Below are 13,744 nucleotides of genomic sequence, written 5' to 3'. Positions count from 1 at the left end.
CACTTACTGGTTTGTAGAACTGGCAGGAAATGAGGGAGTTAGGATGGCTTTCACAACTCGTTTAATGAAATTAGATTCATTTTGTCGATATATAGTAGAGTTCTGATGTATTGCACAAAAAGACAACAGAAAAATAAAAAGGAATTTCATGAAAAAGAACACCCTAGCACTCGCAACGGCTCTCGCACTCGGAAGTGTGTTGTCTGTGGCGCATGCAAATGAAGCGGCGCAATCGTCGGTTGAACAGGTAACCCCGAAAGCCATCACGTACCCAACCACACAAAAAGTGAATGTTGTCGATGACTACTTTGGTACAAAAGTGAGTGATCCTTATCGTTGGTTGGAAGACGATCTCAGCCCAGAAACCGCAGAATGGGTGAAGGCACAAAATGCAGTGACGTTTGATTATCTGTCGAAAATCCCTTACCGCGAGCAGATTGAAGAGCGCATCACTAAGCTCATGGACTACGAAAAGCAAAGCCAACCGTTCAAAGAGGGTAAGTTCACTTATTTCTACAAAAATGACGGGTTACAAAACCAAGATGTGCTTTATCGGCAGTTAGGTGATGGTGACGCAGAAATTTTCCTCGATCCAAATACTTTTAGTGAGGATGGCACCACGTCGTTAGCGGGAGTGAGCTTTTCACGAGACGGTTCTTTGGTCGCATACAGCATTTCGGAAGGCGGTAGCGATTGGCGCAAAGTCATTGTGTTAGACACAGAAACCAAAAAGCCAGTCGGTGAAACGCTGGTGGATATTAAGTTCAGCGGCATCAGTTGGCTCGGCAATCAAGGTTTCTATTACTCAAGTTATGACAAGCCACAGGGGAGTGAACTCTCCGCGAAGACAGATCAACACAAGCTCTACTTTCATAAGCTTGGGACGAAGCAAAGTGAAGACCAGCTGATTTTCGGCGGGTTTGAGGAAGAGAAATACCGTTATGTTGGCGGCTATACGTCAGATGATGAACGCTACTTGTTTATCTCAGCCAGCGTATCGACACGGGTAACAAACTGTTCTTTAAAGATCTGAGTAAGCCAAACAGTCCGCTTAAAACCATTTTAGATAACACCAGTTCTGATACTTGGGTAATAGACAACCAAGGCACGAAGCTGTACTTGGTTACGAACCTTAATGCGCCAAACAAACGCGTCGTGACGGTGGATGCGAGTCAGCCGCAGCCCAAAAACTGGAAAGATTTGATCCCTGAAACAAAGAACGTGTTACGCGTTTCTACCGCGGGTGGCAACTTGTTTGCGAGTTATATTGTTGATGCGATCTCGATGGTGAAGCAATACGACATGAACGGTAAACTCATTCGAGAAATCAAATTGCCTGATATTGGCAGCGCATACGGTTTCTCGGGTAAAAAAGATGAAACCGAAGTCTACTATTCTTTCACCAACTACAAGATGCCCAGCACTACGTATCGTCTGAACATCAAAGGTGGTGATAGCGAGGTGTACTACAAATCTAAAGCGCCATTTGATCCAGCTTTGTATGACTCTCGCCAGGTGTTTTACACCTCAAAAGACGGAACAAAAGTGCCGATGATCATCACCTATAAAAAAGGGACACCGATGGACGGCAGTGCACCAACCATCCTATATGGTTATGGTGGTTTCAACATCAGCCTCACACCATCTTTTAGCCCGACACGTGCGGCTTGGTTGGAGCTTGGTGGTGTTTACGCGGTAGCGAACATTCGTGGCGGTGGGGAGTATGGTAAAGAGTGGCACAACGCTGGCATTCAAATGCAAAAGCAAAATGTGTTTGATGACTTTATTGCGGCGGCTGAATTTTTAATTGATGAAAAGGTAACGTCATCAAACAAGTTAGCCACTAACGGTGGATCGAATGGTGGCTTGTTAGTGGGGGCAGTTATGACGCAACGTCCAGAGCTATTTAAAGTGGCGCTGCCAGCAGTCGGCGTACTGGACATGCTGCGTTACCATACTTTTACCGCAGGTGCTGGTTGGGCGTATGACTACGGTACGGCAGAGCAAAGTAAAGAGATGTTCCAATATCTGAAAGGTTATTCGCCAGTGCACAATGTAAAAGCGGGGGTGGAATACCCAGCGACATTGATTACAACGGGTGATCATGATGATCGTGTTGTTCCTGCTCACTCTTACAAATTTGCTGCTGAGTTGCAGTCAAAACAGTCGGGTTCAAATCCGACCTTGATTCGCATCGAAACCAATGCAGGACATGGTGCTGGCACACCAACGCGTAAAATAATTGAGACAAATGCAGATATTTATAGCTTTGCACTGTTCAATATGGGGATAGAGAAACTGCAATAGTGCGAATCGTTTGCGTTTTTAGTTAACGAAATGCATTGGTGCTTTTGCACTCGAAAATAAAAGGAGATCACAGAGTGTGATTTCCTTTCAATTTATTGTGGAGTAACTATTCTAAATTGACCGCAAGGCTAATTAAATTAAGGTATTTGCAATTTATTACAACTCTCTTCTTTACCTGAAGAGTAATATACGATACAAATAAAACTTGATCGCGATCACCTAACACCATTGCACTCCTTATTTATATGGTAAATTTAATTAATCATTTGTTCTAATGATAATTGAGTTTTCATAAGTTTTAATATTCCCTTCTTCGTAAAGCTTACCAAATTTCAAGTTATATAAGATATAAGTAGCAGTGATTGAACTTTTACGACGCTTTATTTTATTTTAATTAAAACGTCTAATGTTTCGTCATTATTAAATTTGCTTTGATAATTTATATTATCCAAAGCGAGTTGTGTTGCTTGCTATTTATGATGATCTCATGACGTGAATAATTTTATAATCATTAAAATGGATACAGTTTTATGAATTTAGTGAAACCGTCTGTTGTTATCATGGCAGCAGCCCTTCAACTCGCGTCTTCTGCTTATGCTCAGACAAATAATGACGAAGAACTACAAGATATGTCTGACCCACTTGCGGTTTACACCCAAGCGGGCTTTGGTATTACTGACAAAGGCGCGAACATCAAAATAGGTCAAACTTACCAATCTAGCCAGCCTGGCACCATGGCGATGAACATCATCGAAATGAAAGGCATTGGTGGTGAGCTATTTGGCATTCGCGACAATGACGATCCAATGTATGCCAATGTTGATGACAGCATTGACTCTTTCCGACTACGTAATTTCCAAGTAGAAGTCGCAAAAGGTCTAGGCCGTCAATTGGATGTAAACTACGATGTTGATAACGATAAATTAGATGCATCTTATAGCTTTATTCAAGGCCTACCTAAGTTTGGCATGTTGCAGCTATTTCCTTTAGCTGGGGCGGGTGTCACTATTGCTAATGATTTTAGTGGTGATGACAAAGGTTACGAAATTCCAGGTACTTTCACCGTTGTCGGTATGTACTCAAAAATTGAATTAACCGATAAAATCTGGATTAATTACAACCCAATGTATATGCATACATTGTCAGGGTCTAGTCAATATAAAGATACTTATTACGCGGGTGAAGATAATATCTTAACTCATGAGTTTGCGTTGTCTTATCAAATTAATCCTCGCGCAAATATTCGTTACTTTGCAAACTGGAATGAGCACGTTAATTTCGGTGATGGTGATCACCGTATCGAATTTAACTACCAATTCTAACTCCCTCGTTTATTTCCAGAATAGAAAGTGCGTTTATCCATATATTTAAATATTTAGGCTAGGGCACTTTCTACATAAAGTAGGTTTATCATGAAAGCCAAATATAAATTTGCGTTGGTATCTATTGCTATATCTTCTGCATTACTATCAGGATGCAAAACTGGCGATATCGCAACGAAAACTGCCCAAGCACCCTCTGTTGAAACCGTTACCCTAACCGAAACAAAAATCACTCCTTATCATACTTTTATCGGTCGAACTGAAGCGGTAAATGACGTTGATATTATGCCTCGAGTCGGTGGCGAATTAACCGCGATTCATTTTAAAGATGGCGATATGGTCGAAAAAGGCCAATTGCTGTTTGAAATCGACGACCGTCCTTACAAAGCGGCACTGGCGTATGCAAAAGCGTCGTTGCAAAAAGCAAAAGCACAACTCGTTCAAACTACGCGTGATGCAGAACGTGTGAAGAAACTCATCAAAGATAAAAGCATCAGTGAGCAGCAATACGATGACGCCATTGCTGCGCACGCCGCAGCGATTGCTTCGGTAGAAGAGGCGAAAGCGACGCTGGTTTCAGCAAGGCTCGATCTTGAATTTAGCTCTGTGCGTGCTCCTTTCTCTGGCCGCGTGGGTTTCAGCAACTTCCGAGTGGGTGACCGTATTTCGAAAATTCAACTCGTTCCTCTTGTTTCGATCACTCAAATTGACCCAATTCGCTTTGGCTTTGATGTGGATGAGAAGCTCTACCGCCGCGTAAGAAGTGCGATTGATGTGGCTCATCGTAACGATGACAAACTGGATGTTGATTTAACACTGACGCTTTCAGACGGTTCATTGTATCCGCTTGATGGCAAGATCTACGCCGTTGGCAACAAGATCGATTTAGAAACAGGCTCAATTCGAGCAGAAGCACAATTCGATAACCCAACTTACGCACTTATGCCGGGTGAATATGGCAACTTGACCATCAAGCTGCGCAACAAAACCATTGATGGTTTGCTTATCCCATCGGCGGCTGTTCAGCAAGACCAAGCGGGTGACTACGTCATGGTGGTTGGTGATGATCACGTGGTGTCTCGTCGTAACGTTGAACTTGGTCAGACCTACGGTGTGAAACGTGCTGTGCTGACTGGCTTGGCGGCTAACGAAAAAGTCATCGTCAATGGTCTACAAAAAGTGCGTCCGGGTGCAACGGTGAAAGACGTTGAACTACAGAGTGAACAAGGCTGAGTGAGTACTGATGTTAAGTAAATTTTTCATTCACCGGCCGAAGTTTGCTTTGGTGATCTCACTGGCGATGACATTGATGGGTATGATCGCCCTGAAAGTCTTGCCAATTTCTGAGTATCCTCAAATCTCTCCAACGGTAATTACGGTGAGCACCATGTATCCGGGTGCAAACGCGGACGTGGTTAAAAAGACCGTAGCACAACCGATAGAAGCCAAAGTCAACGGCGTTGAAGACATGATTTACATGTCTTCTGTGATTGGTAACGATGGCTCATACACATTGCGTATTTACTTCCGAGTGGGCGCAGATGGCGATATGGCACAGGTTCGTGTGAACAACTTGGTGGCACAGGCGACGTCGTCTCTACCACAAGAAGTAAACCAAATCGGTGTGACGGTTAAGAAGAAATCTTCCGACATGCTGGGCGTTATCACACTGCGTTCTCCGAAACAGTCTTACGACAGTATCTACCTTTCTAACTACGCGGATCTCAATATCGTTGAGCGTCTAAAACGTATCGAAGGTATGAGTGACATTACGCTGCTGGGTAAGAAAGACTACTCAATGCGTATTTGGTTGAACCCAAATAAATTGGCCACCTTGAAGCTTTCTGCTAGCGATGTTATTGGCGCAATTAAAACGCAAAACATCCAAGTGGCGGCGGGTAAGATCGGTGGTATGCCAGCTCCGGGTGACCAGCAATATCAATATGTTTTGCAAACCAAAGGCCGCCTTACTTCTGCAGAAGAGTTCGAGAACATCATCATCCGCGCGAGCAAGAAAGGTTCTTTGATTCGCTTGAAAGATGTGGCTCGTGTGGAAGTTGGCGCACAAGGTTACGAAGCTGATGGTCGTATGAATAACGAACCAGCCGCCGTTCTGGCCTTGTACCAGTTGCCGACAGCGAACGCGCTAGACGTGATGGAACGCGTGAAAGAGGCCATGAAAGAGTACGAGAAATCGTTCCCAGATGATTTGGTCTACGACATCGCTTATGACTCTACCGAATACGTAGAGACATCGATTGATGAAGTGTACGAGACGCTAGTGATTGCGGTACTTCTTGTAACCTTCGTTGTGTACGTTTTCTTGCAGAACTGGCGAGCGACCATCATACCAACCTTAGCGATTCCGGTTTCCATCATTGCGACGTTCGCAATCATGGGCGTGATGGGCATGACCATTAACACCATCTCGTTGTTTGGCTTGATCCTCGCCATCGGTATCGTGGTGGACGATGCGATCATCGTGGTAGAGAACGTGGAGCGGGTTATCCATGAAGAGCATTTAGACCCGATTCCGGCCACGATCCAAGCTATGAAAGAAGTGACGGGGCCAGTATTGGCAACAACGCTTATTTTGTTGGCGGTATTCGTACCGGTTGCGCTATTGCCGGGTATTTCTGGTCGAATGTTCAACCAGTTCGCGGTCACCATCTGTGTGTCGGTGCTGATCTCTGCGATCAACGCATTAACGTTAACGCCAGCGCTTTGTGCGTTGATGTTGAAATCTACTCACTCGCAACCTATTGCGCCTTTGCGTGCGTTTAACCGAGGTTTTGAAGCAATAACGCGCAAATACCAAGGTTTAGTTGGCTTCTTGAGCCGTCGTATTGTGCTGAGTATCGGTGTTTATGGCGCGCTTATTGCGGTGCTGGCATTTGCGTTCATGACCGTACCTTCTTCTTTCGTACCGAACGAAGATAAAGGCGTGTTCATGGTCGAAATGCGTTTGCCAGACGCAGCAGCATTGCAGCGTACTGCACCATTAATGAAGAAGTACGTTGATGAGCTAAAACAGATGGAAGGTGTGGAGAACGTGGTTTCGGTTGCGGGCTTCTCGGTAATTAACATGGCGTCGATTCCAAACTCGGGCATGTTGATCATCAAACTGGATAACTGGAGCAAACGTAAAGACCCGGAGCTACACCAACGCGCATTGATGAATAAAGTTAACCAAATGCTGAACTCAACGCCAGATGCCGCTTCGTTCGTTTTCGCGACGCCGGCAATCAAAGGTATGGGTGCGGTGGATGGTTTCAACCTTGTGCTGCAGGACAACTTGGGCCGTTCTCCACAAGAGTTGGCAAAAACAACCGCTGATTTTGTTGCCCAAATCAATCAACTGCCTGAAGTGGCGCGTGCGTTCTCGATTTTCCGTGCGAACATTCCGCAACGTTACATCGATATTGACCGCGATAAAGCGATTTCGATGGGCGTACCGTTGAATGAAATCTTCAGCACACTGCAAGCACAGTTGGGCGGTGCATACATTTCTGACTTCAACTTGTTTGGTCGTTCGTACCAAGTGAAAGTGCAAGCAGAAGAGCAATACCGTGACAACATCGACGACATCGACCATCTGTTTGTTCGCTCAAGCTCTGGAAAAATGGTGTCACTGGCAACGCTAGTGAAAGTGAAGCCGATCTTCGGCCCGGATACCTTGTCGAACTACAACATGTTCAGTTCTGCAACCGTGAACGGTGCGCCAGCTCCAGGTTACAGCTCGGGTGATGTTGTAAAAGCCATTGAAAAACTGGCTGCGGAATCTTTGCCAAGTGGTTACTCGTACGAGTGGTCAGGCATGACTTACCAAGAGATGAAAGCAGGCAACATGGCGCCAATCGCGTTCGCATTGTCTTTGCTGTTCACCTACTTGTTCTTGGTGGCTCAGTACGAAAGTTGGACTATTCCTGCTGCGGTAATGATGGCGGTTCCAGTCGCGATTCTCGGCGCAATGGGCACGCTACTGCTGGTGGGACAACCGTTCGATTTGTACGTGCAGATTGGTGTGGTCATCTTGATCGGTATGTCCGCCAAAGTGGCGATTCTTATCGTGGAATTTGCCAAAGTTCTGCGAGAAGAAAAGGGCTTATCCATCATTGATGCTGCCAAAGAAGCTGCTCGAATTCGTTTCCGTGCAGTACAGATGACCGCATTCGCCTTCATCTGGGGGGTATTCCCGTTGGTGATTGCATCGGGTGCTGGTGCGGCATCTCGTCACTCACTGGGCTTTGCGGTATTCGGCGGCATGATTCTCTCTACGTTTGTAGGCACGTTGCTGACGCCGGTGTTCTTCGTGATGATGCAATCTCTGCGCGAGAAGTTTAAGCGAAAGAAACCCACTGAACTTGAGGTGAGCGAGCAATAACGCTGATTTCAACTGACTCCACAACACCCCCACGCTGTGTGCGATTGGCCAATGCCTTTCATTGATATACAACCACCGTCGCAGCGTGGGTTCCCCTAACAATAATAGGTTTTAGCATGAAAAATCTTTCAAAAATCGTCGTAGCGAGCTCTCTACTGACGTGTGCTGCTGCGCAAGCGGGTGGGTTATACCTTTACGAAACTACAGCATCGGATATTGGTTTGGCATCCGCTGGTATGGCGGCTCGTGCGCAAGATGCCTCAGTAATGGCAGCAAACCCGGCTGGTCTGGCGAATGTTTCTGGTAAATCTTTCTCTGGTAACCTGATTGGCCTTTACGGTGACGCGCAACTAGACACGATGACTGGCGATGCGGGCAACGTGATTGGTTTTGTTCCTATGGCGTCGGCATTTTACAGCCAACAAGTGAACGACAAATGGACGCTGGGTATTGGTCTGTATGGCAACTACGGTCTTGGCCTCGAGTACGAAGGTCTTTTGGGTGATCATTTAGATATTCCTACAGCAACGACGCAAGCCTTAACCATTCAACCTTCCGCTTCTTACCGCATCAATGATCACTGGTCTGTGGGTGCGGCGCTTGGCATTCAGTACGGTATGTATGAAGTGGAAACGAAGGGAGCCTTGAACTTCAATGACGAAGACCAAGATACTCAGCTCAACGGCCGAGTAGGTGTACTTTATGAGGCAACACCAGGCACGCGTCTTGGCCTGTCTTACTCTTCTGAAACCGAATTTGAATTCGACAATAGCAACTCCATTGCTCCGCAACAACTGATCTTCAGTGCTTACCACGAAGTGAATGATGACCTAGCAGTGATGTGGAACGTGAACTGGCAAGACTGGAGCGAATACACAACCACGCTTAAGGCTGCAGATTTGGTCGATGTAGAGACACAAGACACTTACCAAATCGCATTGGGTACTCAGTACAAACTGAATGAAAAAATGATGTGGAATGCAGGTTTTGCATTCGATACCAGCATGTATGAAAGCCAATCAAACGGTGACATTACCGTTCCTACTGGCAAGGCGTACCGCATTGGTACAGGTATTGATTACAAATTGGATTCAGAAAACTCAATTGGTTTCGCGTTTGAAGCGATCTTGATGGAATCGTCGGAAACGCCACTCTTCCAAGCTGGCTTTGATGAGCCTGCGCTGTACTTCATGAGCATGAGCTACAACTGGAAAAACTAATCATTCCTAATCGCTAAAACGCCTTCCTTACAGGCCATTCTACCCTAACTACCTGCACTGGATGCTGTCACGCCATCTAAGGTAGTTAGGGCGCTTCTGTCACATCCAGTGAGTGATGATTCAAAAAGTATCTGCGCAGCTAAGTGCGGGTATTCAACATCTCAAAGGACTAAAAAATGAAAAATAAACTAGCGTTAGTGTGTACGACTTTGTTGGTCAGTACGCTGGCTCATGGTGCCGAGCATCGAGTAAAAGACAATAAAAACAAGTTGGCGGATGACCCAACAAAAGTCATCACGAAATTTGGCGCGTCGTACGCAAACAACTACGATTTTGATGATCAAAACATCTCATTCTCGGGCTCACTTGCGCTTGACCAAGCGCGCAAAATCAACCTGCGTATCAATGATGATGCGAGCGAGTGGCGTATTGGTGGCTCGTGGTTGTTTCCGGTCGGTATCGTGAACTTCAACTTCGGTAAAAATGAATACGTAAACGGCGCGGATCAAACCAACTACAGCGTTGGTACCTTTATGCCGCTAAGTTATTTCGGGATTGAGCCAGCAGGCTTCCAAATTTTCCCAATGGCAGGCTATACGTACAACACTGGTGATGTTCCTGTTTGTGACGGTGCAGAAAGTAGCCATTGTAGCGAGCCTAACTTTACGGGCACGCCAAGTGCAGAGAATGGCTTCAATATGATGAGCTCTTCAGGCAGCAGCGGTTACGTTGGTGCATTTGCGCTGAAATCGTTTACCAAAGAACTGACGTTAATCAGTTTCGCAGCGGGCACTTACGGCTCAGAAAACAGTGAAGGAGAGAACTACAAAGGCTTCTTTGGTGGTATCGGCCTTGGTTACCTTGTGAACAAACGCCACTCGTTTAACGTAATGACGTTTGTCATGGACAACAACACCTATCTGGATGAAGCAGACAAGCGTGTTGCGGTATCGTACCAATATCAATTTGAATAATGGAAACACAGCGCTAATGCGTTTGTGACGTCCAGTCCGTCAACACAATCTAGCCTGTGATTCGAGCGTGTCACTGACATTATTTCAGCCCTTGCTCAGCGATGAATACTGAGGAAATTCTCTAGCAGCAATGCGAGAGATAGCACAGCATGAATTAACGCCAGTGATAACGTTCAATCGGCTTACGATTGTTCTTCAATACTCTTCTGGTATTGATGTTTCAAAACGTACATGCGCTTCACGTCACGATAGCTGCCATTAATGAAGTACTCTTCGATAAGATGGCCTTCCTCAATAAAGCCGCACTTTTTATACAGATGGATGGCAACTTCGTTCTCAACCGCAACCAATAGGTAGATTTTGCGTAAGTTAAGGATGGAGAAAGAGTAATCCAATGCGCGATGAATCATTTCCATCGCATAACCACGGCCTTGATGGTCTGGCGCGATGATGATTTGAAATTCCGCACTGCGGTGGATGTAGTTGATTTCAATCAGCTCCACCAAACCAATCAAAATGCCGTCAGCGTCTTCAACGACAAAGCGTCGTTCTGCGTCATCGTGAATGTGTTTACGGTAAAGTTCTTCGAGCTCGTCATAGGACTCGTAAGGTTCTTCAAACCAGTAGGCCATGATATTGCGATTGTTGTTGAGTTCGTGGATAAAACGCAAATCAGAGCGTTCTAACGCACGCATTTTTAGGCCTTTTTTCATCCTGCTTCTCCAATGAGTGGGAGGGAAAATCCTCCCCGGTTGATGCTAGAAAATCTTAACGTATCTTAGGGAAAACACCTCGCATATTTTCATCAACTTTGTCATTTGTATCAACGGATATTTGACCTGCGTCAAACTTTGTAAGTTGCTAAAATCATTAATAATACTCGTTAATCCAGACGATAAAAAAGCTGATTAGTAAGGGAGGCTGATTTCATATTAAATACCGCGCAACGACTTCGTGTCTTAATCTAAACAAACAAGGTATTCAATATGTTTTCAATCGGTGACGTAGTAGTAGCGACTAAAGGTGTCGAGCAAGGCGAAATGGTTGTTACAGGTTTAAGCAGCGGCGGTTTTTACGCTCACGTTAAAGCTGGCGAAAAGACGCTAACTTACCCTGCTAAAGATCTTAAGAAAGCATAATTCAATTTGCTGACTTCTTAATCCCAAGTCAGCGCAAGGTGATTCACTCCTCATCTTGAATTTACTTGGGAATCGCAAAGGTAGCGCATCAGTCGCTACCTTTTTTATTGTTGATTCATCATCTCACTCATTGCTCATTCGATACGCCTTGATGCTCGCTGTGGTTGATTTCTACGCGATTTCTCCCGGTTTCTTTCGCTTTGTATAACGCTAAATCAGCACGTTTCACTAATGGCTCAAAAGAATCATCCAAGCCACACACTTGAGTTACCCCAATACTGGCGGTGAATGTCATATCACGCCCTGAATATCGAATCGTCGTGGTTTCTAAGGCATTTCGGATGGTTTCTAACGTATCCATTGCTTCTTGACAAGAGCGGCTTCTCAGGACGATAGCAAACTCTTCACCACCGACACGAGCAAGCAGGTCGCATTCTCGTAAATGCCCTTTAATGGTATTGGCAGCATGGATGAGAGATTTGTCGCCAGCGTCGTGCCCGAACTTGTCATTCAGTTTTTTAAAGTTATCTAAATCCAAAATCGCGACGTGGAATTTGATCCCTTGCGTGCGAAATTCAGAAAGACGATGCTCAATTTGACGCATGAACTCTCTGCGGTTTGGAATGCCAGTAAGATCGTCTGTGGTGGCGAGGTGCTCCATTTTCATGATCTGAATATGCAGTGCAATGTTCAACGCTATCCAGTTGGCAATGCATTGCAACTGTGCTGCTTGTTCCTTGGTATAAAAATGGGTTTGATGATGCGCGACGTTAAGCGTGCCCAAGCACATTTGACCATGCATCAGCGGCGCATCCATACACGTGCCCATACCGCTGGAGGTCAACATGACGCAATCTAGCTCGTCGGATTGAGAAACGTCGTCACAAATGATCAGTTGTTGGTTTTTGAACACACGCCCGACGAAGGCTTGATCAATCGGCACGAGAAAATCGGCAGGAATCGCTTTATTGCCGGAAAAAGAGTAGACCTTGAGGTAGTCACTGTTTTCGTACAGCGTAATGCTGGTGCGGTCAGATTCAAAAATCCGATTGATCCATTCTGCGACAGTATCGAGCACCTGCTGTAACGTCTGTGATTGAGCCAAAAAGTGAACAAAGCCGATCGGTAAACATATTGGGCTTTCCATGTTTTGCGTCGACAAGTCATTTGGGTCAAAAGTTCTTTCAAGTCTCAATAGCCATCTCCCTAGACATTCCTCTAAATGTAAACAATAAGTAACACGCAGCTATTTTCAAGAAAAATACGTTCCTTTAACAGAGTATGGTTTATTTCTCGCCACTTGTGAGTGTCAGGTTGCTTAATGTGAGCTTGAACTCATGTCTAAACCGATAATTTTTATGCCTAATTAGCAAGAGGTGACCATTCGGTAAAGCGTAGCGAAGACAGCAAGAATAAGAGAGATTTGTTAAGCATTTGAGAGAGCAGGTAAGAAAAAGCCCCTCTGAATGAGAAGGGCTTGGTTGCTCGAGTTCGAGCTTAACTTTCTTTGTAGTGCTCTAAAATCAGTTGGCTGATTTGCGCGATCAGTTGATCGCGAGCTTGAAGTGAAAGGTCAGTGTCTGTGACGTAAATACTGATGTAAACCGGCTTGTAGTTGTCTTTCCAGATCATCGCGCTAATGCCGCGTGAACCGTAGTTACCTGCGCCAGAGCGGTCTGCAATCGACCAGCCTTTTGGCAGAACAGAGCGCATGAGCGAATCCGATACTTTGTTGTCTTGCATCCAGATTTTCAGCTGTGTGCGTGACTCGTAAGATAGGGCGTTATCTTCCATCAAGGTATGTAGGGTGTTTACCATGGCGTTAGGCGTTGTGGTGTCTCGCTTGTCGCCCGGTTTTGCTTCATTCAAACGGGGTTCCAATCGGTCAAGTCGCGTTGCTTTGTCGCCAATAGATCGCAAAAACAGCGTGACCGCTTTAGGACCACCAATTTCATTTAGCACTAAGTTCGCGGCGGTGTTGTCGCTCATCAACATGGCGGCCTCACAAGCGTGTTCGATACGTGTGCTTTGTCCAGCCAGTTTATCCATCACCGGAGACCAAACCACAATATTGCGTTCATCGATTTTCGCTGTGGCATTTTTGTTGAGTTTGCCGCTGTCCATGTCGCTTAGCATGGTGGCACACGCTAACGTTTTGAATGTGCTCATTAATGGGAAACGTTCGTCTCCGCGATAATCCCAACGCTCGTCCGTTTGTGTATCCCAGACTGACACTCCAATTCGCCCAGATGTTTGTTTCTCGATGAGGGAGATGTCTTCGTTTAATTTGGAGGCGTAACTAACAGTTGAGCAAACCATCAGCCCAACCAACAGGAATAACTTTTTCATGCGTGGTGTTCTTCGTTCTTTTGGTTTTGATTCGCACTTTGGCGATGTT

General features: G+C 45.5%; 9 protein-coding genes and 1 pseudogene. 7 read left to right on the top strand and 3 right to left on the bottom strand.

Annotated features, from left to right (window positions below):
- Positions 1–148: 148 nt before the first annotated feature.
- The 6 genes and pseudogenes from NL646_RS03735 (at position 149) to NL646_RS03710 (ending at position 10,207) form a co-directional block, all read left to right on the top strand.
- Positions 149–2,307: pseudogene (locus NL646_RS03735) on the top strand (prolyl oligopeptidase family protein).
- Between the two features lie 530 nt (positions 2,308–2,837).
- A complete protein-coding gene (locus tag NL646_RS03730) occupies positions 2,838–3,629 on the top strand; it encodes a hypothetical protein (protein ID WP_005479226.1) in 792 nt (263 codons plus the stop codon).
- A 90-nt stretch (positions 3,630–3,719) separates the two neighbouring features.
- Positions 3,720–4,862 (top strand): efflux RND transporter periplasmic adaptor subunit VmeP, encoded by a 1,143-nt coding sequence (vmeP, locus tag NL646_RS03725; protein ID WP_005391278.1) that lies wholly within the window; start codon positions 3,720–3,722, stop codon positions 4,860–4,862.
- Positions 4,863–4,872: 10 nt separating this feature from the next.
- Positions 4,873–8,013, top strand: a complete 3,141-nt coding sequence (gene vmeQ / locus NL646_RS03720; protein ID WP_005459706.1) for an efflux RND transporter permease subunit VmeQ — start codon at positions 4,873–4,875, stop codon at positions 8,011–8,013.
- Between the two features lie 116 nt (positions 8,014–8,129).
- Positions 8,130–9,233 carry an OmpP1/FadL family transporter gene (locus NL646_RS03715; RefSeq protein ID WP_253663869.1) on the top strand — a complete coding sequence of 368 codons (1,104 nt, stop codon included), beginning with the start codon at positions 8,130–8,132 and terminating at the stop codon, positions 9,231–9,233.
- A 176-nt stretch (positions 9,234–9,409) separates the two neighbouring features.
- Entirely contained in the window at positions 9,410–10,207 is a 798-nt protein-coding gene (locus NL646_RS03710; protein WP_005459709.1) for a hypothetical protein, read from the top strand.
- 182 nt (positions 10,208–10,389) lie between these two features.
- Here NL646_RS03710 and speG read toward each other — a convergent pair whose 3' ends face one another.
- A complete protein-coding gene (gene speG, locus NL646_RS03705) occupies positions 10,390–10,920 on the bottom strand; it encodes a spermidine N1-acetyltransferase (protein ID WP_005488166.1) in 531 nt (176 codons plus the stop codon).
- Between the two features lie 273 nt (positions 10,921–11,193).
- Between speG and NL646_RS03700 the strand changes: the two genes are divergently transcribed.
- Positions 11,194–11,346 (top strand): hypothetical protein, encoded by a 153-nt coding sequence (locus NL646_RS03700; protein ID WP_005459713.1) that lies wholly within the window; start codon positions 11,194–11,196, stop codon positions 11,344–11,346.
- Positions 11,347–11,473: 127 nt separating this feature from the next.
- Here the strand turns inward: NL646_RS03700 and NL646_RS03695 are convergent, their stop codons facing one another.
- Entirely contained in the window at positions 11,474–12,541 is a 1,068-nt protein-coding gene (locus NL646_RS03695) for a sensor domain-containing diguanylate cyclase (protein ID WP_047725670.1), read from the bottom strand.
- Positions 12,542–12,843: 302 nt separating this feature from the next.
- Positions 12,844–13,695, bottom strand: a complete 852-nt coding sequence (locus tag NL646_RS03690) for a carbenicillin-hydrolyzing class A beta-lactamase CARB-18 (protein ID WP_005459715.1) — start codon at positions 13,693–13,695, stop codon at positions 12,844–12,846.
- Positions 13,696–13,744: the final 49 nt, after the last annotated feature.

Source organism: Vibrio sp. Y20_XG_PY13 (genome assembly GCF_024181925.1).
In the GTDB taxonomy this organism is placed as follows: Bacteria; Pseudomonadota; Gammaproteobacteria; order Enterobacterales; family Vibrionaceae; genus Vibrio; species Vibrio parahaemolyticus.
This window is presented reverse-complemented; position numbering and strand designations above follow the sequence as displayed.